Source organism: Afipia sp. DC4300-2b1 (assembly GCF_049895725.1).
GTDB classification, from domain to species: domain Bacteria; phylum Pseudomonadota; class Alphaproteobacteria; order Rhizobiales; family Xanthobacteraceae; genus Afipia; species Afipia broomeae.
The window spans coordinates 208,096-233,107 of sequence record NZ_JAFCSX010000002.1 but is presented as its reverse complement, the minus strand read 5'-3'; the positions used below and the strand labels follow the sequence as shown (position 1 = coordinate 233,107).

General features: G+C 61.9%; 24 protein-coding genes. 3 read left to right on the top strand and 21 right to left on the bottom strand.

Annotation, left to right across the window (positions count from 1 at the left end):
* Positions 1–173: 173 nt before the first annotated feature.
* The 4 genes from ACP7AL_RS07770 to ACP7AL_RS07755 form a co-directional block, all read right to left on the bottom strand.
* A complete protein-coding gene (locus tag ACP7AL_RS07770; RefSeq protein WP_006021653.1) occupies positions 174–1,739 on the bottom strand; it encodes a 2-isopropylmalate synthase in 1,566 nt (521 codons plus the stop codon).
* 99 nt (positions 1,740–1,838) lie between these two features.
* Complete coding sequence (locus tag ACP7AL_RS07765) at positions 1,839–1,961, bottom strand: hypothetical protein (protein WP_006021654.1); 123 nt, start codon at positions 1,959–1,961, stop codon at positions 1,839–1,841.
* 149 nt (positions 1,962–2,110) lie between these two features.
* Entirely contained in the window at positions 2,111–2,758 is a 648-nt protein-coding gene (locus ACP7AL_RS07760; protein WP_425990375.1) for a hypothetical protein, read from the bottom strand.
* Between the two features lie 108 nt (positions 2,759–2,866).
* On the bottom strand, positions 2,867–3,838 hold the full coding sequence (locus tag ACP7AL_RS07755; protein WP_425990373.1) for a polyphosphate kinase 2 family protein: 972 nt from the start codon (positions 3,836–3,838) through the stop codon (positions 2,867–2,869).
* An 86-nt stretch (positions 3,839–3,924) separates the two neighbouring features.
* Here ACP7AL_RS07755 and ACP7AL_RS07750 point away from each other — a divergent pair, with 86 nt between their 5' ends.
* A complete protein-coding gene (locus ACP7AL_RS07750; RefSeq protein WP_425990371.1) occupies positions 3,925–4,710 on the top strand; it encodes an ATP-binding cassette domain-containing protein in 786 nt (261 codons plus the stop codon).
* Positions 4,707–6,269, top strand: coding sequence for a glycine betaine ABC transporter substrate-binding protein (locus ACP7AL_RS07745; protein ID WP_425990369.1), 1,563 nt, complete (start codon positions 4,707–4,709; stop codon positions 6,267–6,269). The genes ACP7AL_RS07750 and ACP7AL_RS07745 overlap by 4 nt, the downstream gene beginning before the upstream one ends.
* Here the strand turns inward: ACP7AL_RS07745 and ACP7AL_RS07740 are convergent.
* From ACP7AL_RS07740 to miaA, 7 genes are all read right to left on the bottom strand, one after another.
* Positions 6,266–8,005: an LTA synthase family protein gene (locus tag ACP7AL_RS07740; RefSeq protein WP_425990367.1), complete on the bottom strand. Its 1,740-nt coding sequence runs from the start codon at positions 8,003–8,005 to the stop codon at positions 6,266–6,268. The genes ACP7AL_RS07745 and ACP7AL_RS07740 overlap by 4 nt on opposite strands.
* A gap of 332 nt (positions 8,006–8,337) precedes the next feature.
* Positions 8,338–9,357, bottom strand: a complete 1,020-nt coding sequence (gene ilvC / locus ACP7AL_RS07735; protein WP_006021660.1) for a ketol-acid reductoisomerase — start codon at positions 9,355–9,357, stop codon at positions 8,338–8,340.
* A 151-nt stretch (positions 9,358–9,508) separates the two neighbouring features.
* Positions 9,509–10,114 (bottom strand): LysE family translocator, encoded by a 606-nt coding sequence (locus ACP7AL_RS07730; RefSeq protein ID WP_425990365.1) that lies wholly within the window; start codon positions 10,112–10,114, stop codon positions 9,509–9,511.
* A gap of 3 nt (positions 10,115–10,117) precedes the next feature.
* On the bottom strand, positions 10,118–10,990 hold the full coding sequence (locus ACP7AL_RS07725) for an EamA family transporter (protein WP_006021662.1): 873 nt from the start codon (positions 10,988–10,990) through the stop codon (positions 10,118–10,120).
* 15 nt (positions 10,991–11,005) lie between these two features.
* Positions 11,006–11,548: an acetolactate synthase small subunit gene (gene ilvN, locus ACP7AL_RS07720; RefSeq protein ID WP_006021663.1), complete on the bottom strand. Its 543-nt coding sequence runs from the start codon at positions 11,546–11,548 to the stop codon at positions 11,006–11,008.
* 31 nt (positions 11,549–11,579) lie between these two features.
* A complete protein-coding gene (locus ACP7AL_RS07715; RefSeq protein WP_425990362.1) occupies positions 11,580–13,358 on the bottom strand; it encodes an acetolactate synthase 3 large subunit in 1,779 nt (592 codons plus the stop codon).
* Between the two features lie 286 nt (positions 13,359–13,644).
* Positions 13,645–14,622 (bottom strand): tRNA (adenosine(37)-N6)-dimethylallyltransferase MiaA, encoded by a 978-nt coding sequence (gene miaA / locus ACP7AL_RS07710; protein WP_425990360.1) that lies wholly within the window; start codon positions 14,620–14,622, stop codon positions 13,645–13,647.
* Positions 14,623–14,631: 9 nt separating this feature from the next.
* Between miaA and serB the strand changes: the two genes are divergently transcribed.
* Positions 14,632–15,525 (top strand): phosphoserine phosphatase SerB, encoded by an 894-nt coding sequence (gene serB, locus ACP7AL_RS07705; RefSeq protein WP_425990358.1) that lies wholly within the window; start codon positions 14,632–14,634, stop codon positions 15,523–15,525.
* A gap of 79 nt (positions 15,526–15,604) precedes the next feature.
* Here the strand turns inward: serB and ACP7AL_RS07700 are convergent, their stop codons facing one another.
* The 10 genes from ACP7AL_RS07700 to ACP7AL_RS07655 all read right to left on the bottom strand — a co-directional run bounded on the left by ACP7AL_RS07700 (position 15,605) and on the right by ACP7AL_RS07655 (position 24,987).
* A complete protein-coding gene (locus ACP7AL_RS07700; RefSeq protein WP_006021669.1) occupies positions 15,605–17,119 on the bottom strand; it encodes a DegQ family serine endoprotease in 1,515 nt (504 codons plus the stop codon).
* A gap of 155 nt (positions 17,120–17,274) precedes the next feature.
* Entirely contained in the window at positions 17,275–17,475 is a 201-nt protein-coding gene (locus ACP7AL_RS07695) for a DUF2065 domain-containing protein (protein ID WP_425990356.1), read from the bottom strand.
* 42 nt (positions 17,476–17,517) lie between these two features.
* Positions 17,518–18,417 (bottom strand): protease modulator HflC, encoded by a 900-nt coding sequence (hflC, locus tag ACP7AL_RS07690; protein WP_425990354.1) that lies wholly within the window; start codon positions 18,415–18,417, stop codon positions 17,518–17,520.
* Positions 18,414–19,559 (bottom strand): FtsH protease activity modulator HflK, encoded by a 1,146-nt coding sequence (gene hflK, locus ACP7AL_RS07685; RefSeq protein ID WP_425990352.1) that lies wholly within the window; start codon positions 19,557–19,559, stop codon positions 18,414–18,416. The genes hflC and hflK overlap by 4 nt, the downstream gene beginning before the upstream one ends.
* Positions 19,560–19,740: 181 nt before the next feature.
* The gene (locus ACP7AL_RS07680) at positions 19,741–20,277 is read right to left on the bottom strand and encodes a dihydrofolate reductase (RefSeq protein WP_425990350.1); all 537 of its coding nucleotides are present in this window, start codon (positions 20,275–20,277) and stop codon (positions 19,741–19,743) included.
* Complete coding sequence (locus tag ACP7AL_RS07675) at positions 20,274–21,068, bottom strand: thymidylate synthase (RefSeq protein ID WP_425990348.1); 795 nt, start codon at positions 21,066–21,068, stop codon at positions 20,274–20,276. The genes ACP7AL_RS07680 and ACP7AL_RS07675 overlap by 4 nt, the downstream gene beginning before the upstream one ends.
* A gap of 198 nt (positions 21,069–21,266) precedes the next feature.
* A complete protein-coding gene (locus ACP7AL_RS07670) occupies positions 21,267–22,253 on the bottom strand; it encodes a tripartite tricarboxylate transporter substrate binding protein BugD (RefSeq protein WP_425990346.1) in 987 nt (328 codons plus the stop codon).
* Positions 22,254–22,380: 127 nt separating this feature from the next.
* Positions 22,381–23,895: a tripartite tricarboxylate transporter permease gene (locus tag ACP7AL_RS07665; protein WP_425990344.1), complete on the bottom strand. Its 1,515-nt coding sequence runs from the start codon at positions 23,893–23,895 to the stop codon at positions 22,381–22,383.
* 7 nt (positions 23,896–23,902) lie between these two features.
* Positions 23,903–24,397 carry a tripartite tricarboxylate transporter TctB family protein gene (locus ACP7AL_RS07660; RefSeq protein ID WP_425990342.1) on the bottom strand — a complete coding sequence of 165 codons (495 nt, stop codon included), beginning with the start codon at positions 24,395–24,397 and terminating at the stop codon, positions 23,903–23,905.
* A gap of 86 nt (positions 24,398–24,483) precedes the next feature.
* Positions 24,484–24,987, bottom strand: a complete 504-nt coding sequence (locus ACP7AL_RS07655) for a chromate transporter (protein ID WP_425991648.1) — start codon at positions 24,985–24,987, stop codon at positions 24,484–24,486.
* Between the last annotated feature and the right edge of the window lie 25 nt (positions 24,988–25,012).

Sequence of the window (25,012 nt, the reverse complement as noted above, 5' to 3'; positions counted from 1 at the left end):
TTGGGCCACGGCAGTTCCGCAGCTCCAGTTTTTCTGAACCAGACCGGATCATCGCAGACCGGCGTGGTCAAGACCATTGCCCGTTAGCAGGGGTCGTAACGCGCGATTGCTGCAACGCAAAACGCGGTGCATCAAAGATGCACCGCGTTTCGTTAGTTCAGATGAAAGGGCGATCAGTGTCCCGCGGCAGCCACCGCAGGCATGTCACGCTGCTTCTTCATGACGATTTTGTTCAGGGCGCTGAGATACGCCTTGGCCGAAGCCACCAAAGTGTCAGGGTCCGCAGCGCGTGCCGTGACGGAACGTCCGTCCTGCGACAGCCGTACCGAGACCTCAGCCTGCGCATCGGTGCCAGCGGTCACGGCGTGGACCTGATAGAGTTCCAGCTTCGCTTCGTTCGGCACCAGCGACTTGATGCAGTTGAACGTTGCGTCCACCGGACCGTTGCCCTCGGCTTCCTCGATTTTGATCTGGCCTTCGATATCGAGCTTCATGGTCGCGCGCTGCGGACCATGCGTACCCGCGATGACGGTCAGCGACACGAGATGAATTCGGTCGTGTGATTCCGCGATCTCCTGATCGACCAGCGCCTCGATGTCTTCGTCGTAGATGTCCTTCTTGCGGTCGGCCAAAGCCTTGAAGCGCACGAAGGCGTCTTCCAGCTGGTTGCTGGCGAGCTTGTAACCCATCTCCTCCAGCTTGTGGATGAAAGCATGGCGACCCGAATGCTTGCCCATCACCAGCGAGGTCTGCTTCACGCCGACCGTTTCCGGCAGCATGATTTCGTAGGTCTGCGCGTTCTTCAGCATGCCGTCCTGATGGATGCCGCTCTCGTGAGCGAAAGCGTTACGCCCGACGATGGCCTTGTTGTACTGGACCGGGAACGACGTCGCCGCCGCCACCGATTTCGATGCTCGCGTCAGCATCGTGGTGTCGATGTTGTTCCAGTACGGCAACTTGTCGTTACGTACGCGCATCGCCATCACGACTTCCTCGAGCGCGGCATTGCCCGCGCGTTCGCCGATGCCGTTGATAGTGCACTCGATCTGCCGCGCACCCGCGCGCACACCGGCCAGCGAATTCGCCACCGCCATGCCGAGGTCGTTGTGGCAATGAACCGAGAACACCGCCTTGTCGGAATTCGGCACCGTCTCGCGCACCCGCTTGAACAGGTCGTAGTATTCTTCCGGCACGCTGTAGCCGACGGTGTCCGGGATGTTGATGGTGGTGGCACCGGCCTTGATCGCCGATTCCACGCAGCGGCACAGGAAGTCGAATTCGGTGCGGGTGCCGTCTTCCGACGACCACTCGACGTCGTCGGTGTGGTTGCGCGCACGGGTGACCTGCGAGATCACCATTTCATGCACGTCCTTCGGCTCCATCTGCAGCTTGTACTTCATGTGCACCGGCGAGGTGGACAGGAACGTGTGGATGCGGCCGCGCCGCGCCGGGCGGATAGCTTCGGCGCAGCGGTCGATGTCCTTGTGGGCCGCGCGGGAGAGGCCGCAAACCACCGCGTTCTTGGTGCGCTTGGCGATCTCGCGGACGGCTTCAAAATCGCCATCCGAGGCGATCGGAAAACCGGCCTCGATAATATCGACACCCATGGAGTCGAGCAGATCCGCGACCTCGAGCTTTTCCTCGAACGTCATGGTTGCGCCCGGGCACTGCTCGCCATCGCGCAGGGTGGTATCGAAGATAACGACGCGGTCCTTGTCGGACTTGTTCGCGGTGGTCATTGGGAAAATCCTTTGGTCAGATGCGCCACATCAGGGCGCTCGGGTTTCGGTGCTGTCGTCGAACCCCTGAGTGCCCAGGCGCAAAAGCCCAGACGGCCCTCAGGGGCAGATAAGAAGCAGAAGCCCGCCAAGAAGGGACGACATCGGCGCAGCAGGAATCGCGTCGAGGCAGGCGGCGAATGCCACCGTTCCCTGCTGTTCCTGAATGCCGCCGCGAATCATCGATTCAGTCCCCGAAAAACGCATAATCGGCCCAAAACCGTTGATGGATGGTTGCCGACGCGTTCCCTCAGGCTGTTCTAGACGAGAAAAGCGCGGTGCCGCAACGCCAAAGATTGGTCAGCAAGGCTGCCCTATACGCGGACGAGCCGTCAGGCTCCACCCGCGGGCCGCGACCTCGAGAGGTCGCCAGGTGGCCGCTTCACGCCGGCGTCCGCGCCCAGCACGGCGTGCTTCAGGCTTTTCACGGTGTCCGTGATTTTCGCCAACCCGCATGACAGAGCGTCGTCTTTGCAGACGTCTTTCTTGCGAACGCGTGCCGGTGAGGCAGCAGGCGGCGTCTCCACGGCCACGGCCGTGGCTTTGGTCCGAACCGCCGGTTTCTGATCAATGACCGGCTTCATCTGGTTGGTAATCGCGGCGAGTGCCTGACCCGTATCAACGACCTCGGTCGGCGTTTCCGGGTTTGTTTCCAGATAGGCCAGATAGTCCTGATCCATCCGCTTTAGTTCTTGCGGCGTGGGATTAGGGCCCGCGATGTCGAAGTGACGATTTTGCATGAAATCGAAATAAGTGTAGCCGCCGCCAGCTTTGCGGCGGCCTGCGAATTTTGAATCGCACTCCGAGATGATCTTTGCCTGGGCATCCTTCGACAGACCCGGCTGTTCCGCGCCTTGGGAACATTCCTCGAAGTCTTTCGGCGCATAGAGCTTCCACCACTCGGCATAGGCCATCGGGCTCGATGCGGCGCCGAGGCCGATCAAGACAACCAATAAACCAAGCGTTCGCAGACTAGCCACAGAAAGAATCCTCGCCCATCTGCATAATATTTTCGGCAGGCGCTCTCGGCAACCCGCAATGTGGGAACTGTGAATTGCGGGGGCAGACCGATGGGGGTCGTAATCCTATCAACCAGTTCCCTTTTTCGAGGGCGCAACCTTTGCTTTCGGCACACGAACGGCCGCGCTCCGTCCCTCTCGTTCGAGGGCGACCTTCACTTTTTTCAATTCTCCGGCGTCGCTTTTGTCCACCTCAGGAAATTTCAGGTCGAGTTTTTCCATCGCGGTCACAATGGCTGAGCTGATCACGAGGCGGGCGAACCATTTGTGGTCCGCCGGCACGACAATCCACGGCGCGTGCTTTGCCGACGTATGATGGATCAGATCCTGATAGGCCGCCTGATACTTGTCCCATAATTTGCGCTCAGCCACATCGCCGAGCGAGAACTTCCAGTTCTTCGCCGGCTGATCGAGCCGATCGAGAAAACGCTGGCGCTGCTCCTCTTTGGAAATGTTGAGAAAGAATTTCAGGATCAGCGTGCCGTTGCGCGCAAGGTATCTCTCGTACGACGCAATATCCTCGAAGCGTTCGCGCCAGATATTCTTCGTCACCAGTTCGGGCGGAATCCGCTGCTTCGCCAAAATCTCCGGGTGCACACGAACCACCAGCACCTCTTCGTAATAGGAACGATTGAAGATGCCGATCCGCCCGCGCTCGGGCGCGCACTTCGAGGTCCGCCACATGAAATCGTGATCGAGTTCTTTCGTGGACGGCTGCTTGAACGAATAGACCTGGCAGCCTTGCGGATTAATGCCCGACATCACGTTTTCAATTGCGCTGTCCTTGCCGGCGGCGTCCATGCCCTGAAAAATCAGCAGAACCGACCAGCGATCCTGCGCATAAAGCTTCTCCTGCAGTTCGCGCATTCTTCCGCGATTGGCGTCGACGAGCGCGCGCGCCGCGTCCTTGTCGAGACCGCCCTTCTCGTCGGGCTTGTGTGATTTGAGGTGAAATTCCTGCGAACCATCGACCCGGAACGGGTCCACATAGGACTTCAACTGTTTCGCGCTCGGTTGCGCGGACTTGCCGTTCCTGGCCATAACGAAAACTCTCCGATTGATCGCGGCACGCTACACGGCAGCGCACGGCCCGTCGACAGCCTAGCACCGATGGTCCATCATGCGGCATGACCAGTGCCGCGCCGTCCATCGCCTACGAAAATGTCGGCAAGAGCTTCGAGCGGGGCCGTATCAAGGCCGTCGACGGCGTCTCGCTTAATGTGACGGCCGGAGAATTTCTGGCCGTCGTCGGCGGCTCCGGCTCCGGCAAAACCACGCTGTTGCGGCTGGCCAACCGCCTGATCGCCCCCGACAGCGGCACTGTGCGCGTTCACGGTGACGATGTGCGCGGCCTCGATCCCATCGCGCTTCGCCGAAGCATCGGATACGTATTCCAGAGCGGCGGGCTGTTCCCGCACATGACCGTCGCAGACAATATCGGCATCACACCGCGGCTGCTGGGCACCCCGGCTCAAAAGATCTCCGCGCGCGTCGATGAATTGATCGATCTGGTCCGACTGGAGCGGGCGCACAAAGACCGGTTTCCGCACGAACTCTCCGGCGGCCAGCGCCAGCGCGTCGGCGTGGCGCGCGCACTGGCGGCAAATCCGAAGATCGTGCTGATGGACGAGCCGTTCGGCGCGCTCGATCCCCTCACCCGCGATGCGCTTGGCGAAGACTATCGTGCGCTCCATCGCAGCCTCGGCTTGACCACTGTGATGATCACCCACGACATGGCGGAAGCGCTGCTGCTCGCGGATCGTGTCGCGGTGATGCGCGCCGGGCGTCTGGTCGCGCAAGGCGCGGCGCAGGAATTATCGAGCAGCAGCGACGCCTATGTCGGCGAACTGCTGAACACGCCGCGCCGTCAGGCCGAGCGATTGCAGGAACTATTGCCAAAGGATCGGGCATGAATTTCTTGTCCGATCCGCGATGGAACGACGCCCTGACGCGCCTGCCCGATTATCTCGGCAGTCATGTCCGTGTCAGTCTGACGGCGCTGGCGCTCGGCCTTGTGATCAGCTTTCCGCTGGCGCTGATCGTGCGGCGGCGGCCGGTGTTGCGTGACATCACGCTCGGCATCGCCAGCATCGTGCAGACTGTCCCAGGCCTTGCCTTGCTCGCGCTGTTCTATCCGCTGTTACTGGCGCTGGCCGGACTGTCGCTGCAATGGTTCGGCCATGGCTTTTCGGCCTTCGGGTTCCTGCCATCGGTTCTGGCGCTGGCACTCTACAGCATGCTGCCGGTGCTGCGGAACACCATCACCGGATTACAGGGGATCGATCCTGCGATCATGGAAGCCGCGGAAGGTGTCGGCATGACACAGCGGCAATCGCTCACGATGGTTGAGCTTCCGCTGGCGCTGCCGGTGATCATGGCGGGCATCCGCACCGCGGCCGTCTGGGTGATCGGCACGGCGACGCTCTCGACGCCGATCGGCCAGACAAGCCTGGGCAACTACATCTTCGCCGGATTGCAGACGCAGAACTGGGTATTCGTGCTGTTCGGCTGCGCCGCCGCGGCCTTGCTGGCCCTCGCAGTCGATCAGTTGCTGGCGCTGATCGAAGGCGGCGTGAAACTGAACAGCCGCACGCGCATCGTCGCGGGGTGCCTTGGTCTGATCGCATTGATCGCCGCCACACTGATGCCTGCAATGGCCCGCGCCAGAACGAACTATATCGTCGGCGCCAAGACATTCACCGAGCAGTACATCCTCTCATCGCTGATCGCGCAGCGCCTGCAGGCCGCGGGGCTGTCGGCCTCGCCGCGCGAAGGCCTCGGCTCCAATGTGATCTTCGAGGCACTCGCTTCCGGCGACATCGACGTCTATGTGGATTATTCCGGCACGCTGTGGGCCAACCAGCTCAAGCGCACCGACATCAGGCCACGCAAGGAATTGCTGAGCGACCTGGCAACAACGCTCAAGGACAAACACGGGATTTCACTGCTCGGCGAACTTGGATTTGAAAATGCCTATGCGCTGGTGATGCCGCGCAAGCGCGCCGAAGAACTCGGCATCCGTACCATTGCCGATCTTGCGCCGCGCGCATCCTCGCTCTCGATCGCGGGCGATTATGAGTTCTTCTCTCGGCCGGAATGGGCGGCGCTGCGGCGGAGTTACAATCTCGCCTTTCGCCAGCAGCGGCAGATGCAGCCCGACTTCATGTACGCGGCGGTTGCATCCGGCGAGGTGGATGTGATTGCGGGCTACACCAGCGACGGCCTGATCGCGAAATACGATCTGGTCGTGCTGGGCGATCCGAAAGCAGCGATCCCGCCCTACGACGCCGTGGTGCTGGTTGCACCGAAACGCACCAGTGACACGAAGCTGCGCGAGGCATTACAGCCGCTGCTCGGCAAGATCGACATCGCCACGATGCGCGAGGCCAACCTGCGCGCCAGCAGCGGCGACGGCACGAGTTCGCCAGACGCAGTGGCGCGGTGGCTTTGGGAGAAGATTGGGAAGCGCTAAAGGTTCTTCACGAACCCCGCGTCCATCAGAAGGCGGTTGAAGCGTTTCGCTTCCGCACCATCCTTGCATGCATAGAACAGCCCCCGGCAGCGGAGCATGATCTTCTTCTGCTCGACGAACGACGGATCGAGCGGGATGCCCGCCGCATCCTGGATCGCGAGCGGCAGATAAGCCGCGTCCAGCGTCTCCAGAGCCGACGACAGATCCGGCTTGTAGTTGAGCGCATCGATCGCATAGTAGGTTTTGTAGTAGCGCGGATCGTGGGTCATGATGCGGTCGGCCAGCAGCGGTTGCGGCAGCTTCGGCTCCAGCAGCTTCTGCGAGATCGCGGGCTGATGGTCGCCGAACCGCACCAGCAGGAACGGCTCATCGGGGTGTTCGCTTTTCAGTCGGGCCACGAAGCTTGCATAATCGTTGGCCGTCATCGCTTGGCGACGAATGTATTCGTCGACTTCCCCGGTGTTGCCCGGCGCTTTCCAGCCGGCGGGCGTCAGATCGGAACGATACGTCGATGTCCACGGGAAGTGATTGGCGGTGAGGTAGACGAAAACGAACATCGGCTGCTCGGCCTTGCGCTCACGCGCGATCAGTTGCAACGCCTGATCGAAATAGAACTTGTCGGGCTGCATGTCCTCGCTGACGCCCATGTCGGCCATGTCGATGAACTTGCCGACCCCTGCCGATGTCTGGAAGTTGCGCGCACTGAGGAAATTCCCGTAAGTCGGATACAGCGAGAACGTCCGGTACCCGCACCGCTGCAACGCCTGCGGCAACCCGCGCGAAATCTTCCCCGCCGTGATCCGCGTGACATAGAACTTCATCTTGCCGAATGACCGCGCCGACAAACCGGTCAGCACGTTGAACTCGGTGTACCAGGTCGGCCCGCCGCTGGATTCGGTGACAAAGGAACGCCTCTGCCCGTCGGAGGATTTGAAATAGTTCCGATAATCCTCAGGCACCTTGATGCCGGGGGCAGCCGTGATGTCGAAGCTGGATTCGTCGAGCACCATAATGATGTTCGGACGCTTGCCGCGCGGCGCGCATGTGGTGAGCGGCGTGGCCTGCGCGGACCCGACAAGGCTCTTCGAGTCGGCCTCGATCCAGCCCGTCGTCGACGTCAGATGCGAAACAGAGACAACGCCGGATCGCGCCAGATTGGAGATGTGATTGACGCCCTGGAATGGTTCCCACGGCTGTTCTGGATTAGCGACCGACAGCCCGACGATGCCGAGCATGCAGACGCCTGCACCTGCAGCGGCGGTCGCGCGGCGGACCCGGAACGGGTCCGCGCGCCAGACCAGCCACATCACAGGCACGGCGATGGCCACCAGCACGATGGACTGCGTCTTGAGCTGCGGGAAGATCGAATGCAGGAACGAAACCGTGTCGCGGTCGATGATCAGGAAATCCAGGAACGTCAGCGTGAGCTGCATGATTCCGTACTTGAACTGCGACAGCACGATCAGCGCTGCGACCAGCGCCAGCGACAACGCCGCGGATACGCCGGGACGGCGAAACGCGATTAGCCAGAGGAAGTTCAGCAGCCCCCATGTCAGCAGCGCCAGCGTCATCGCGAACGGTCCGTATTCAACCGAGGCGAGAACGTAGATAGCCGTGAGATGCATCGCGGCGATCAGCGCGACGCGTAGCCGCCATAACCATCCGGTATCGCCGAGCCACTTCAGCCAAAGCTGAACCTTGCTGCTGGCGGGAGTCGATGTGGTGATAACGGACACGGCCCGCCCGCTACGACGGAAAGCGACGGCGGGCAGCCATCGGGTTCATCGCTGGAGAACCTGGTGTCGGCAGCGGCAACATTGCCTCGACGCGAACTAACCCCGGCACTGTCTGAGGCCTTGGCTGGCGAAGGCCAGGAAGCCAACCGCGCGGCCGGAAACCGCAGCGTGTCACAAAAGCGTAATGTAACCGTCATGTAGCCGCAAGGGACTGGCCCTGCGACATATTTCGTTCGGTTAAGGCCGGCTTTCAGCAGGCGTTCAGTTACCCCAAAAGCAAAGGCCGGCTGCCTCGCGGCAACCGGCCTTTCTCAAGAAGGAAGGGGCAGAAATCAGTTCTTGGTCTTGTCGACCAGAGCCTTTTCCTTGATCCACGGCATCATGGCGCGGAGCTTCTCGCCGACGGCCTCGATCTGGTGGGCGTTGTTGCGGCCGCGGGTCGCCTTGAACGAGGCCTGGTTGACCTTGTTCTCGAGCATCCAGTCGCGGGTGAACTTGCCCGACTGGATGTCGGTGAGCACGCGCTTCATCTCGGCCTTGGTTTCCGGGGTGATGATGCGCGGGCCGGTGACATACTCGCCGTACTCAGCGGTGTTGGAGATCGAGTAGTTCATGTTGGCGATGCCGCCTTCGTAGATCAGGTCCACGATCAGCTTCAGCTCGTGCAGGCACTCGAAGTAGGCCATCTCCGGCGCGTAGCCCGCTTCCACCAGCGTCTCGAAGCCGGCGCGGATCAATTCGACGGTACCGCCGCACAGAACGGCCTGCTCGCCGAACAGGTCGGTTTCGCACTCTTCCTTGAAGGTGGTTTCGATGACGCCCGCGCGGCCGCCGCCGATGGCGGAAGCATAGGACAGGCCGAGGTCATGCGCGTTGCCCGACGAATCCTTGTGGATCGCGATCAGGGTCGGCACGCCGCCGCCACGCTGATACTCGGAGCGGACGGTATGGCCCGGACCCTTCGGTGCGACCATCAGCACGTCGAGGTCGGCACGCGGCTCGATCAGGTTGAAGTGCACGTTGAGGCCGTGTGCGAACAGCAGCGCAGCGCCCTGCTTCATGTTGTCGTGCAGGTGCTCACGATAGATGTCGCCCTGCAGTTCGTCAGGCGTGAGCATCATCACGACGTCGGCCCACTTCGCGGCGTCGGCAACTTCCATCACCTTGAAGCCGGCATTCTCGGCTTTCTTGACGGTGGCGGAGCCCTTGCGGAGCGCAATGGCGACATCCTTGACGCCGGAGTCCTTCAGGTTCAGCGCGTGGGCGTGGCCCTGGCTGCCGTAACCGACGATGACCACCTTCTTGCCCTTGATCAGGTTCAGGTCGGCATCGCGATCGTAATAAACACGCATTTTCATTTTCCTTCTCAGGCGGCCCCGATTGGCCAATTATCGAACGTTTTCGGGTGGATCGGGCCAGGGCCCGGATGAATTGCCGCCGTTGTGTAGGGCGGCTGGTGGTGCGAGACAAGCCCGCAACCCCGATTTCTGCGGTGCAGTAAGCTCACGGCTCCTTCAGCACGGGGTAAAGCGAGGCCAGCAAAAGCAGGGCCATGACGATATTGAAGATCCGGACGGCGCGCGGGGATTTTACCAGCGCTTGCAGCGAGGTGCCGAGCAGCACCCAGGTCAGCGAGGAGCCCAGCCCGATCAGGAACAGCAGGATCGAGAGCGCCGCGATGTTCAGCGGATAGGCGGCAATGGCGGCATAGGCGGTAATGGCGCCCACTGCGATCACCCAGCCCTTGACGTTCACCCACTGGAACATTGCGGCCCCGAGGAAGGTCATCGGCTTGCCCTCGCCCGCTCCGCCGGTATCCGCAGGCCCGGACAGCGCAATCATGATCGCGAGATAGACGAGATAGGCCGCGCCCGCGTACTTCAGGATCGTGTGCAGCACCGGATAGGCCGCGAATACCGCGCCTAATCCAAGCCCGATCACCGCAACCAGAAACGAGAATCCGATGGTGACACCGGCGACATGCGGCAATGTTCGCCGAAATCCGTAGTTCAGCCCAGACGCCATTAGCATGATGTTGTTCGGCCCCGGCGTGAACAGCGCCGCAGCGGCAAAGGCGATGAAGGCGATGGCGAGTTGCTGAGAGATCATGGTTCAGGCCACCTCGACCAGAGGCGGCGGACGGCGCGACAGCAGCATCACCGCAATCCCGAACACAACGACGATCATGCCGGTCAGGCGCAGCGTCCCGAACGTCTCTCCGAAAACGAGGCTCGATGCACCCGCGCCGAAGAACGGCACCAGCAGCGCGAACGGCACCACCTGCGCGGCGGAATACCTCCGGAGCAGCCGGCCCCAAATCCAGTAGCCAAGCGTCGTTCCGAGCACCGCCAGCGCCAGCACACACAGCGCCGCCAGCAGCGACATATGAGTCAATGCCTGCCATGTCACAGCGGGACCATCGACAAACCACAGCACCATCAGCAACGGCACCATTGCCAAAAGGCCAATCCATGCGAACAGGTCGAGCATCGACACGTCCTGAGCGCGGCGGAGCATCAGGTTGGAAACCGCAAAGCTGACCGGCGCGGTCATCGACACCGAAAACGCCCAGACGCTGAAGTCGTAGCCGACCGTAAAGCAGATCAGCAGCAACCCGCACATCGCGATCGCAATACCAAGCACCTGAATCCGCGTCGGCAATTCCCGCAGGAAAATTGCCGCGAAGGCCACCGTGAACAGCGCCTGGCTCTGCACGATCACCGCCGTCAGACCGGCCGGCACGCCATGGGCCAGGCCATAGGTCTGGGCCAGAAACTGCGCGACCAGCAGCCAGCTGATCGCAATGATCAGTCCCCATGACAATTTCGGGCGCGGCAAAAACAGGCACGGCAGCGCGGTGATGGCAAACCGCAGCGTGGTCAGCAGTGTCGCCGACATCTCGTCAACCGCAAACCGGGTCGCGACAAAGCCAACGCCCCAGATGACGGCGACGACCACCGCCAGCACGATGTCGATCGGTTTCATGGGATGCGCGCGAGATTACATCTTTTCCGGGCCGCGGGAGATCGCCGCAACGCCGGTGCGCGACACTTCGACAAGACCGAGCGGAACCATCAGGTTGATGAACTGATCGATCTTGGCGGTGCCGCCGGTGATCTCGAACACGAAGCTTTCGGTGGTGGCATCGATCACGCGCGCGCGGAACGCTTCCGACAGCCGCAGCGCTTCCATCCGCAGATCGCCCGTGCCCTTGACCTTCACCATCGCCAGTTCGCGTTCGATGGCGCGGCCGGTCAGCGTCATGTCGACGACGCGATAGACCGGGATCATGCGGTCAAGCTGATGCTTGATCTGCTGGATCACCATTGGCGTACCGGTGGTAACGATGGTGATCAGCGACATGTGCTTGGCATGCTCGGTCTCCGACACCGTGAGACTGTCGATGTTGTAGCCGCGGCCGGAAAAAAGGCCGATGACGCGCGCGAGCACACCCGGCTCGTTCTGCACGAGCACGGACAAGGTGTGCGTCTCGTTCGGATCGTGACGCTCCTCCATGAAGTACGCGGATGCGGGCTGTTCCATTGTCTCTGCTTTCATTGTCACACCAGCGCCTTTAAACCAGAGCCTTGCCGCCGGCGAACGCCGCGGTCGTTGCTTCTTCATTTGCTTCCGCCGGAAGCAGCATTTCGTTGTGCGCCTTGCCCGACGGAATCATCGGGAAGCAGTTTTCCAGCGCGGCGACGCGGCAATCGAACAGCACCGGCCGTTTGACCTTGATCATCTCGTTGATCGCGCCGTCGAGGTCGCCGGGCTTCATCACCTGGAGCCCGACGCAGCCGAATGCATCGGCCAGCTTGACGAAATCCGGCAGCGCCTCGGAATAGGAATGCGACAGCCGGTTGCCGTGCAGCAGTTGCTGCCACTGGCGCACCATGCCCATGTACTGGTTGTTCAGGATGAAGATCTTGATCGGCAATTCATACTGAACCGCCGACGACATTTCCTGCATGGTCATCTGCACCGAGGCGTCACCCGCGATGTCGATGACGAGGCTGTCCGGATGCGCGACCTGGACGCCGAGCGCGGCCGGCAATCCATAACCCATGGTGCCGAGACCGCCGGAGGTCATCCAGCGATGCGGCTCCTCGAAGCCGAAGAACTGCGCCGCCCACATCTGATGCTGGCCGACTTCCGTCGTGATGTAGGTGTCGTGCTTCTTCGTCAGCTCGAACAGCCGCTGGATCGCATACTGCGGCAGGATGATGTCGTCATTCTTTTTGTAGGCCAGCGAGTTGCGCGCACGCCAGCGCCCGATCTCGAACCACCACGGATCGATCTTCGGTTTCTTCGCCTCGGCCTTGAACACCGTCAGAATGTCGCCGAGCACATTGGCGACATCGCCGATGATCGGTACATCGACGCGAATGTTCTTGTTGATCGACGACGGATCGATATCGATGTGAATCTTCTTCGAGTTCGGCGAGAACGCGTCGGTGCGGCCGGTGATGCGATCGTCGAAGCGTGCGCCAACGCACAGCATGACGTCGCAGTCGTGCATCGCCATGTTGGCTTCGTAGGTGCCGTGCATGCCGAGCATGCCGAGCCAGTTCTTGCCAGACGCCGGATAGGCCCCAAGGCCCATCAGCGTCGAGGTGATCGGAAAGCCCGTGACCTCGACCAGTTCGCGCAGCAGCTTCGAAGCTTCCCGGCCGGAATTGATGACGCCGCCGCCGGAATAGATCACCGGCCGCTTGGCCGACGCGAGCAGCGCCACTGCCTTGCGGATCTGCGCGGCATCGCCCTTCACGCGCGGAGCGTAGGAAACATGCACGTCGGATTTGCGCGGCGGATGATAGGTGCCGGTCGCGAACTGCACATCCTTCGGCACGTCCACCACCACCGGACCGGGACGGCCCGTGGTCGCGACATAGAATGCCTCATGCAGCACCTTCGGCAGATCTTCGATCCGCCGCACCAGCCAGTTGTGCTTGGTGCAGGGCCGGGTGATGCCGACGGTGTCGCATTCCTGGAACGCATCATTACCAATCAGATGCGTCGGAACCTGTCCGGTGATGCAGACCAGCGGGATCGAGTCCATCAGTGCGTCGGTCAGCGGCGTCACCATGTTGGTGGCGCCCGGCCCGGACGTCACCAGCGCAACGCCCGGCAAACCGGTGGAGCGCGCGTAGCCCTCCGCCGCATGGCCCGCGCCCTGCTCGTGCCGCACAAGAATGTGCTCGACATCGCTCTGCTGGAAAATCTCGTCGTAGATCGGAAGCACCGCGCCGCCCGGATAACCGAAGATGTGCTTGACCCCATGGTCCTTGAGCGCGCGGACGATCATCGCCGCGCCGGTCATCTGGTTGGGATCGTGTGTCTTGCTGTCACTCATGGTTCGCTCCGGGGCGCCGCTGGCGCTGATTTGTCGAGGCTTCCTTACCGCATGACCTGATTTGAAACCGCTTCAAACTCTCGGGGTCATGCGCAAAAAACAAAAAAGGGCCCGAGAGGGACCCTTCGCACACCGCCTTCTCGTGGGTAGCCGTCAGCTACCCCCAGCGGTGCGCCAGGGTACGACGGTAATAAGAAGGCTGGTAATTTTATTGCGCATGATCGTTTAAGCGTTTCCAAAGGTTGCGCGGGTTATACGACCCACAGGTCGAAAGTCAAGCCCGCACTCAGGTTTCGGAGCTTATCGGTTTCATTGCATTTGGCGATAGCGAAAGTGCATGGGTGAGCCATTCCCGGGCCGCATCGGGGGCCACCCATTCGAACTCCGGCAATTGGTGCCTGAACCAGGTGAACTGCCGCTTGGCGTAATGACGGGTGTCGATCTGGCCGGTGTAGATCGCCTGTTCCAGCGTAATCTCACCCGCAAGATGCCGGATCAGGGCCGGCACCCCGTGCGCCTTCATCGCAGGCAGCATCGGATCGAGCTTGCGGGCCGCCAGCGCCGCGACCTCGTCCAGCGCTCCCCTCTCAAGCATGCCTTCGAAGCGCGCATTGACCCGCGCATAAAGCTCCTTGCGGTCCGGCGCGAGGAATATGGCTTTGACGCCGCCCGGTTCGAGCAGCGGCGGCAGACCTTCGCTATGCCAGTCCGGCAATGCGCGCCCTGTCGCCTCGATCACCTCGAGCGCACGCGCGATGCGCGCGCTGTCGCGCGGTTTGAGTTTTGCGCCGGACACCGGATCGCGCCGCACCAACTCAGCATGCAACGCTTCGACGCCCTCGCGCTCCATCCGCGCCCGCACATCGTCACGCACCTCTTGCGGAATTGGCGGCACCGCCGACAGCCCCCGCGTCAGCGCCTTGAAATACAAGCCGGTACCGCCAATGAAAATCGGCAGACGCCCGGCCGTCCGGGCTTCCGCGAGCACTGCGGCGGCATCCGCCACCCACGTGCCGGCCGAGCAGTTCACCGCAGCGTCGCAGTATCCGTAGAGCCGGTGCGGAACACGCGCTTCTTCTTCCACCGAAGGCCGCGCCGTGATGATCCCCAAGTCCCGATAAACCTGCATGGAATCGGTATTGATGACGACGCCGCCGGTCGCTTCCGCAAGAGCGAGCGCCAGCGCCGACTTGCCGCTGGCCGTCGGCCCTGCGATAAGCACGGCCTTGGTGTCACCCTTTCCGTCTATGCCATCTTTCAACATCGAGCCGTCATGTCTCTCGTCGCCACGCTGATCAGCAATCCCGTCGATCCCCAACTCGACACCACCGTGATTGACGCGGCCAGCGCCGCGCTTCCCTCTCCGTCTCAGGCGCAATGGCTTTTCAACGAAGTAGCCGCCGACATCCGCTTTAGCAGCACGGACGACATTCGCACAATTTCCGATCGCCTGCGCCAAGCGCTGAGCGAACTGCCTGTCGATGTGGTGGTGCAGCCGGCGCTCGATCGGCGCAAGAAGCTGCTGCTCGCGGACATGGATTCAACCATGATCGGGCAGGAATGCATCGACGAACTGGCCGACTTCGCCGGTCTCAAGACGCACGTCGCTGCGATCACCGAGCGCGCCATGCGCGGCGAGATCGAGTTCGAGCCGGCGCTGCGCGAACGCGTTGCGCTGCTGAAAGGCCTGCCGGTCACCGTGGTCGATGAAGTTCTCAAGAGCCGCATTACGCTGACACCGGGGGCGGTCGACCTCGTCCGCACCATGCGCGCACACGGCGCCTATACCTGCCTCGTCTCGGGCGGTTTCACGCTGTTCACGAAAGCTGTTGCTGAAATGATCGGGTTTCAGGAAAACCGCGCCAACGTGCTGCTGGTCGAGGACGGCAAGCTGACCGGCGAGGTGGCCGAGCCAATTCTGGGACGCGAAGCGAAGCTCGCGACGCTGGTGGACCTGCGCGAGTCCTTCGATCTCGACAATCTGGACACGATGGTGGTCGGCGACGGCGCCAACGATCTTGCCATGATCGAACAGGCCGGCGCGGGCGTCGCCTATCACGCCAAGCCCGCCGTTGCGGCCGCCGCCGGCGCGCGGATCGATCACGGCGATCTCACCGCGCTGCTTTACATGCAGGGTTACAAGCGCAGCGAGTTCGTTGCGGGCTGAAACCGCATATCGATCGCTGTCCGAAACGAAAATGCCCGGCACATTGGCCGGGCATTTTTTATTCTGTTGATCTGGCGCGTTACTTCACCGCCAGCGCTACAAAGCGAAGTTCGCCGGCGCCGTTAGACACCAGAAGCAGAACGGACTTCTTGCCGTCCTTCTTCAACTGGTCGACTCGCTTCTTGACGTCGGCGGCATTCGTCACCGCCTCCTGCGCGACCTCGACGATCACGTCGCCGGCGCTGAGCCGCTTTTCGGCGGCATCGGAGCCATCGTCAACGCCGGTGACAATCACGCCCTTGACGCTGTCCTTGATCTTGTAGCGCGTCCGCAGATCCTTGCTGAGGCCGGCGAGGTCGAGGCCCAGCGCCTTCTGCGTCACCGGCTTTTCGGCTTCGACCGGGCTGGTGGTCTTGGCCGAGGCCTCGACCGGCTTCTCGCCATCGTCGAGACGGCCGAGGGTCACCTTCCTGGTCTCTTCCTTGCCCTTCCGGATGATGACGACATCCACGGCCTTGCCGACCGGCGAGTCGGCCACAGCGCGCGGAAGATCCTTCATCTCCTTGATGTCCTTGCCGTCGAACTTGACGACGACGTCACCCGGTTCAATGCCGGCGGGCTTTGCCGGCCCCTTGTCGTCGACGCCGGCAATCAGCGCACCGCGCGCAGGCTTGATGCTGAGGCTCTCCGCGATTTCGTCGGTGACCTGCTGGATGCGGACGCCGAGCCAGCCGCGGCGGACTTCCTTGAACTGGCGGAGCTGATCGACCACCGCCATCACGGTCTTCGACGGCACGGCGAAGCCGATGCCGATCGAACCGCCCGACGGCGAGATGATCGCGGTGTTTACCCCGATGACTTCGCCGTCGAGATTGAACAGCGGACCGCCGGAGTTGCCGCGATTGATCGCCGCATCGGTCTGGATGTAGTTGTCATAGGGCCCCGAGTTGATGTCGCGGTTGCGCGCCGAGACGATGCCGGCGGTGACAGTACCGCCGAGGCTGAACGGGTTGCCGATGGCTATCACCCACTCACCGAGACGCAGGCTGTCGGAATTGCCGAACTTCACCGCGGTGATTTTCTTCTCGGGCGTGAACTTCAGGACCGCGAGGTCGCTCTTCTTGTCCCGGCCGATCAGTTCGGCCTTGATCTTGGTGCCGTCGTTGAGAATGACGTTGATCTCGTCGGCATCGGCGATGACGTGATTGTTGGTCACCACGGTGCCGTCGGTGTCGATGATGAAGCCGGAGCCGAGCGAGTTCACCTTGCGCGGCGAATTGTTGCCGCCACCCGGACCGCCGCGGCGGTTCTTGAAGAACTCGTCGAAGAACTCGCTGAACGGCGAATCCGGCGGCAGTTGCGGATTGGCGCCGCGCCTGTTGCCGCGCTCGTCGCTGCCCTTGTCATTGTCGGAGTTCTTGGCTTCGACGGTCTGCGAAGTGGAAATGTTGACGACTGCGTCAATCACTTTCTCCGCGACGTCGGCGATGCCTTCCGGTCCGCGGGCCAGCGCCGGCGTCGCAACGATGGCGAAGCCGACAGCCGCGGCCAGCGGCAACAGGCGGCGGCTCAATGCTTGAAACGCATCGGACATGGTCGAAAAATCTCCTGAAAAGGGGCGGATCATTTGCATCTAGATTGCGCCTGAACACGACGGGTGCGCAAGCACCACCATTTAGCGTAATTCAAGCGATCAACCTGCCGATTACGGCGAAAACCCGGCTTTGGGCCGGGTCCGGCTCATGTGTGCTAGTGCCGCACCAGCCAGATCAGGAGCAGGCCGACCACCGCGGAAACCAGTCCTACGGCGCGCAGGATGTTGTCCGGCGAGGACAGTGCGCTTTTCATCGCCGAACGCATCCAGTTCGGGAGCGCCGTGAACAGCAATCCCTCCAGAACCAGCATAATTCCGACCCCGACAAGGAGGTCGCCGTATCCGATCGACTTCATCCGAAAACGGCTCCTGCCTGATCCCGCTCGCGGCGCCGCATATTAACGCGCGGAACCGGCAGCGGCGGGAGGCTTGCCCGCCGGGTTGGCGAAGTAGCGGAAGAACTCCGAATCTGGCCGCAACAGGAAGCGCGTGTCGTTGCCCTTCATGCTGTTCTCGTAAGCCGTCATCGAGCGATAGAACGCAAAGAAGTCAGCATCCTTGCCATATGCTTCGGCGAACAGCTTGTTGCGCTCGCCGTCGCCCTCACCGCGGACCTGCTCGGCCTGCGAGTTGGCATCGGCGATGATGACGGTGGCTTCGCGGTCGGCCTTGGAGCGGATTTCCTGCGCCTTCTGGCCGCCCTGCGCGCGGAACTCGGCCGCTTCACGCTGACGTTCGGTCTGCATGCGCTGATAAACCGCCTGGCTGTTCTGCTCGGGCAGATCGGCGCGGCGAATTCGCACATCGATCACCGAGATGCCATAGCTGGTGGTTTCACGGTCGAGCTGTTTCTGGATTCGGCTCATAAGAAGGTCGCGTTCGTCGCGCACCACGTTGATGAAGGTCACCTCGCCGAGCACGCGACGCAACGACGCGTTGAGCAGCGTGGTGAGCTGGATGTTGGCGGCCTGGATCGAACCCAGCGTTTGATAGAAGCGCAGCGCATCCTTGATGCGATAGCGCGCAAATGCATCGACAACGAGACGCTTCTGGTCCGACGCGATCACTTCCTGCGCCGGATTTTCCAGATCGAGAATGCGCTTGTCGATACTGATCACGGTGTCGATGAACGGCACCTTGAAGTTCAGGCCCGGCGTCGTCACCACGCGCACCGGCTCGCCGAGGCGCACAAGCAGAACCTGCTGCGTCTCGCTCACAGTGAACAGTGAGCTGTAGCCGACAACGATTGCGACGAGCAGAACGAAAAGAGCGACAATGCCTGCGATGCCGTTTTTCATCGGTTGCTCCCGCCTTGTTGTGGCGCAGCCGGTGGTGTCGTGCGGCGTCCGATTTCATTCAATGGCAGATAAGGCACGACGCCCGGCGCCGAGCCGTTCGCGCCCTGGTCGAGCACGAGCTTGTCGGCTCCACCGAGAACACGCTCCATCGTTTCCAGATAGATGCGCTGGCGCGTGACGTCCGGCGCTTTCTTGTATTCGTCGTAGACCTTCAGGAAGCGCGCGCTCTGGCCCTTGGCCTCGGCGACCGCCTGCTCCTTGTAGCCTTCCGCGACCTGCAGGATCTGCGCGGCGCGACCGCGTGCATCAGGAACGACGCGATTGGCGTAGGTCTGGGCTTCGTTCTGCAAACGCTCAAGGTCCGCGCGAGCCGCCTGCACGTCGCGGAACGCGTCGATCACCTGCGACGGCGGGTCGACCTTCTGCATCTGCACCTGCTGGATCAGAATGCCGGAGCCGTAGCTGTCGAGGGTCTTCTGCATCAGCTCGAGCACCGCGGCTTCCGTGGTGGTGCGCGCACCGGTGAGGATCGGCTGGATCTGCGAACGGCCGATGATATCGCGCATCGCGCTCTCGGCGACTGCCTTCACGGTGCCTTCCGGATTCTGGATGTTGAACAGGAAGTCGCCGACGCCGTCGGGCTTGATGCGCCAGAGCACGGTGAAATCCACGTCGACGATGTTTTCGTCGCCGGTCAGCATCAGGCTTTCCTCGGGAACGTCGCGGATGGTGGTGCCACCGCCGCGGCGCGAGTCATCGACGACGCGCATGCCGATGCTGAGTGTCGAAACACGCAGCGCCTTCGGCAGCAGCACGGTCTCGATCGGATAAGGCAGATGATAGTTCAGGCCGGGCTGAACCGTGCGGACGTGCTTGCCAAAGCGCAGCACCACGCCGAGTTCTTCGGACTGCACGCGGAAGAAGCCGGACAATCCCCAGATCGCCAGTGCGGCGACGAGGATCAGCGCGATGCCCATGCCGCTGAAGTTTCCTCCGGGCAGCATCGTCTGCAATTTGTCCTGGCCACGGCGCAGAAGATCCTCGAGATCGGGCGGCTTCGGTCCCGGTGATTGCGGTCCGGAGCCCCAGGGACCTTTCGGACCGGAGCCCCAGGGGCCTCCGCCTTGATTCTTCCACGGCATCGTCGATCTCCTCCGCGCGAAGCTCACGCTCCGCAAACTCTTGGGGCCTTATAGGGGACGCGGCCGGTCCTTACAACGCAGGACACCCGCCCACGACAGCTATGGCGCAGGGCGAATTTGTCAATGCAAACATGCTGTTTGCAGTTAATGCCAAGGATAGCGGTTGCGTGAAATGCGGTGTTCAGCCGCGCCGCCGATAGCTGACATAGGAGAAATCGACCGTATCGCCGTCCGCTTTGGAATGACGTGCGCGTGCGGTTTCTTCCCATTTCGCCGGATCGACCGGCGGAAGGAAGGTGTCGCCCTCAGGCTTGTCATGAACCTCGGTGATTTCGAGACGATCCGCCCTGCTCAGCCATTGCGCAAAGATCTCGGCGCCGCCGATCACCATGATCTCAGTGACCAAACGCCGCAGCGCATCGCCGAGCGCGATGTCATGCGCGGCCTCAAGAGACGTCGCAACGACAACACCCGGCGCCTGAAAGCCCTTGTCACGGGTCACGACAATGTTGGTACGCCCCGGCAGCGGCCGGCCGATCGACGCGAACGTCTTGCGGCCCATGATGACAGGCCGCCCCATCGTGATCGCCTTCAGGCGTTTTAGATCGGACCTGAGATGCCACGGCATCGCATTATCGAGGCCGATGACGCCATTCTCGGCGACGGCAACGACAAAGACGATCTGCGGAGATGACGTCCCGGACGGCGGCGCTGTCACACCGCGACCTCGGCCTTGATATGCGGATGCGGATCGTAGTTCTCGAGTTTGAAATCCTCGTAGCGGAAAGAGAAGATGTCCGTCACATCGGGATTGATTGTCATGGTCGGCAGCGGACGCGTCGGGCGCGTCAGTTGCAGCCGCGCCTGATCGAGATGATTCAGGTACAGATGCGTATCGCCGAACGAATGCACGAAGTCTCCGGGCTTCAGTCCGGTCACCTGCGCCACCATCATCGTCAGCAGGGCGTAGGACGCGATATTGAACGGCACGCCGAGGAACACATCCGCCGAGCGCTGGTAGAGCTGGCACGAGAGCTTGCCGTTCGCGACATAGAACTGGAACAGGCAATGGCACGGCGGCAACGCCATCTTGTCGACTTCGGCCGGATTCCACGCGCTGACGATCAGCCTGCGCGAGTCCGGATTTTTCCGGATCATCTCGATCACATTGGAAATCTGGTCGATTGTGCCGCCATCCGGCGCGGGCCATGACCGCCACTGCGAGCCATAGACCGGGCCGAGATTGCCGTTCTCGTCAGCCCACTCGTCCCAAATGCGAACGCCGTTGTCGTTCAGGTATTTGATGTTGGTGTCACCCGCCAGGAACCACAGCAGTTCGTGGACGATCGACTTCAAATGAAGCTTCTTGGTTGTCAGCAGCGGGAAGCCCGATGCCAGATTGAACCGCATCTGATGGCCGAAGATCGACAGCGTCCCGGTGCCGGTGCGGTCGGTCTTTTCCGCGCCGTCGCTGAGGATGCGTTCGAGCAGGTCGTGATACTGGTTCATGGGACCTATTTAGCCTGACGCGTGCCGCGATTCGATTTCGGCCGGGCAATTATACCCTGAAAAGTGGCAGCCCGCGGCGAACGCGCATGATCCGGAAAAGCGGGAACCAGTTTTCCGAAAGATCATGCCCCAAATGACAAAAGACAAGGGGCGGAACTCACGTCCCGCCCCCGCCAAACCCGTTAGATTTCAACAATATCAATTCGAAAGCGGCTTCAGCACGCCCGACCACTTGGTGATCTCGCTGTCGACCAGGGTCTTGAGCGATTCCGGGGTGCGCTCTGCCGGCTTCGGAATGACGCTGCCGAGGTCGAGCAGGCGCTTTTTGACGCCTTCGTCATCGAGCGCCTTGACCAGCGCAGCGTTGAGCTTGGCGACGATCGGCGCCGGGGTGCCTTTCGGCGCGAAAATCGCGTTCCAGGCCTGTGCCTGATACTCAGGAAGACCGGCTTCCGCCGTGGTCGGAACGTCCGGCAGCGAGGGATTGCGCTCAGGCGTCGCGACGGCATAGGCCTTGATGGTGCCGCCCTTGACCTGCGGAACGGCGTTGACGATCTGGTCGCACATGTAATCGACCTGCCCGCCGACCAGCGCATTCATCGCCGGACCGGTGCCATTAAACGGAACGCCCGTCGGCGAGATCTTCAGCACCGCGTCCAGAAGCTGGCACGAGGAGTAGGACACCGAACCGACACCCGCATGAGCCTCATTGAGCTTGTCGGTGTTGGCCTTCAGATAGGCCACGAATTCCTTGAGGTCCTTTGCCGGGAAATCCTTGCGCGCCAGGATCAGGATCGGCGTGCCGGCGATCAGTCCGACGGGCTCGAAGTCCTTCGAAGGATGATAGGCCAGCTTCGGATAGAGCGGCACAGAAGCGGCGTGCGTGCCCATATGGCCGGTGATGAGGGTGTAGCCATCCGGAGCGGCCTTGGCGGCGCGCGTGGACGCGGTGGTGCCGCCTGCTCCAACCACGTTTTCAATGATGATCGACTGGCCGAGCGTCTGCTGCATGTGGCCGGTCACGATGCGAGCGATGACGTCGGTCGGACCACCGGCCGCGAACGGCACGATCATCGTGATGTTGCGGGTCGGATAGTCCTGCGCCTGAGCTGCGCCGACGGCAACGCCGACCGCGGCCAGCGCTGAAAACCCGCAGGTCGCGAGCATACGCTTAAGCAAATTCATGGGGTCTCTCCCGAGTATTTTCATTAGGTTGCACGCCAGTCTCAGCATCACTGCACTGGACGAGTCTATTCAACTTGCAGCCAAGACAGAGGGATGAGGCGCGGCGCAACGCCGCACCTCGTTACCCTTAGTTCTCGGACTCGACGAAGACCTCGTCGCGCTTCTTGCGAAGTGCGGGCAGCAGCGAGAGGATCAGCAGGAACGCTGCGATCGCCATCAGGGTCGCAGACAGCGGCCGCGTCAGGAAGACCGACCAGTCGCCGCGCGAGATCAGAAGCGCACGGCGAAGATTCTCTTCCATCAACGGGCCAAGCACCATGCCGAGCAGCAGCGGCGCGGGTTCAAAGTCATGCTTCACCAGCCAGTAGCCGACGAGACCGAAAGCAGCTGTCAGAACCACGTCCATCGGCGCGTTGTTCACCGAGTAGATGCCGATCGCGCAGAAGATGACGATGCACGGGAACAGCAGCCGGTAAGGCACCCGCAGCAATCGCACCCAGATGCCGACCAGCGGCAGGTTGATGACCAGCAGCATCAGGTTGCCGATCCACATCGAGGCAATCATGCCCCAGACCAGTTCGGGCTGCTTCTGCATCACCTGAGGACCGGGAACGATGCCATGAATGGTCATCGCGCCGACCATCAGCGCCATCACCGCGTTGGGCGGAATGCCGAGGGTGAGCAGCGGAATGAACGAGGTCTGCGCCGCGGCATTATTGGCGCTTTCCGGCGCCGCGACGCCTTCGATCGCACCGCGGCCGAAGCGCTGAGGATGCTTCGAAATCTTCTTCTCGAACGTGTAGGCCGCAAACGACGCGATCACCGCGCCGCCGCCGGGCAGAATGCCGAGGATCGATCCCAGCACCGTGCCGCGAAGAATAGCCGGAGCCGAATCCTTCATATCCTTCTTGGTCGGCATCAGACCGGAGATTTTCTGCTGCACCAGTTCACGGTCCATCGACGCGCCGTGATCAAGATTGCGGATGATTTCGGCGAAACCGAACAGACCCATCGCCACGGTCGCGAAACCAAGACCGTCGGCGAGTTCCGGAATGTTGAACGACATGCGCGACGCGCCGGTCTCGATGTCGGAGCCGACCATCGACAGCAGCACGCCGAAGGCGATCATCGCGATGGCCTTGAGCACTGAGCCCTTCGCCAGCACGACGGCGAAGATCAGGCCGAGCACCATCAGCGAGAAATACTCGGCAGGACCGAATGCCAGTGCGAGCTTGGTCAGCGGCGCGCCCAGCAATGCGATCAAAAAGGTTGCAACGCAGCCCGCGAAGAACGAGCCGATCGCGGCGATCGCGAGAGCCGGGCCGGCGCGGCCTTGCTTGGCCATCTGGAAGCCGTCGAGCGCCGTCACAACCGAGCCGGCTTCGCCGGGAATGTTGACCAGGATCGACGTGGTCGAACCGCCGTACTGCGCACCGTAATAAATGCCGGCGAGCATGATGAGCGCGCCGACCGGCGGCAGTCCGAACGTGATCGGCAGCAGCATCGCCACAGTAGCAATGGTGCCGATTCCGGGCAGCACGCCGACCAGCGTGCCGACCAGCGCGCCGATCAGACAGAGACCGAGATTCATGGGTGAGAACGCGACGCCGAAGCCGAGCGCGAGATTTGCAAAAACATCCATGATGGCCTCAGCGCAGAATGCGTGGGAAGAGATCGAGCGGAAGCCCGAGTGCATACGGGAACAGCAGAGCACAGCCGATCGTCAGGCCTATTCCGACGATGACGGCTTCCTTCCACCGCGTCTCGTCGCTTCCCATCGCAGCGATCAGGAAGCTCACGAATGCAGAAACAATCAGACCGAGCGGACGAATTGCGACAGCGAAAGCCAGGATCGACAACGTCACGAAGACAGGGCCGCGAATGCCGTAGCGTTGCAACTGCGGGCCCTCGACTAAAAAGCCGGTAAGGGCAACACCAGCACCGAGCGCCAGAAGGAGATAAGCGAACATGCGCGGCGCGGTGCCGGGACCGAATGAAAATCCCCGCATCCCTGCCAGATCGCTCGATGCCCACAGGGCGAACAGCGCGATTGCCATCAGCGCCAGGCCGCCGTAGAAGTCCTGCGGTCCTTTGATAAGCCCCGGCGCGGGTTTTCCCGCAGCGCTATCTGGCGCTTCACTCATCGTCATCCCCCTTAAGTCACGGGCTTGAGCCCGGTCTATTCTTGTCGCGCAGGCTGTCCCCTGCGCACTTTGCTTATCGATTTTCGTCAGACGACGCCAGCAAAACCGAGAATGCCGCCCACAATCAGCATCCACAGTGGGTTGAGCCGGGTTGCCAATGCAAGCACCCCGGCGCCAATAATAAGGGCGGCCCCGACCCATGTGCTGCCGGTGGTTAATGCGAGAATGAAGCCGCTGGCGCACATCAGCCCGATCGAGATTGGAACCAGCGCAGCCTGCAGGATCGCAGGCCAGATCGATTGGCTCGACCGCGTCAGCATCTTGCTGACGAAATAGGCAAAGACCGCGGACGGACCGCACATGGCGAATGTGGCGACCAGTGCGCCCGCGATGCCGGCCACATGGTATCCAATCAGCGTCACGATCAGGACGTTCGGCCCCGGCGATAATTGCGAGATCGCAAACATGTCCGCGAACTGCGCATTCGACATCCAGTGCTGCACGTCGACAGCGACCCGATGCATTTCCGGAATCGTGGAATTGGCGCCGCCGATCGCGAGCAGCGACATCAGACCGAACGTCCACGCCATCGTCAGAAGCGTTCCGCTGGGCGAA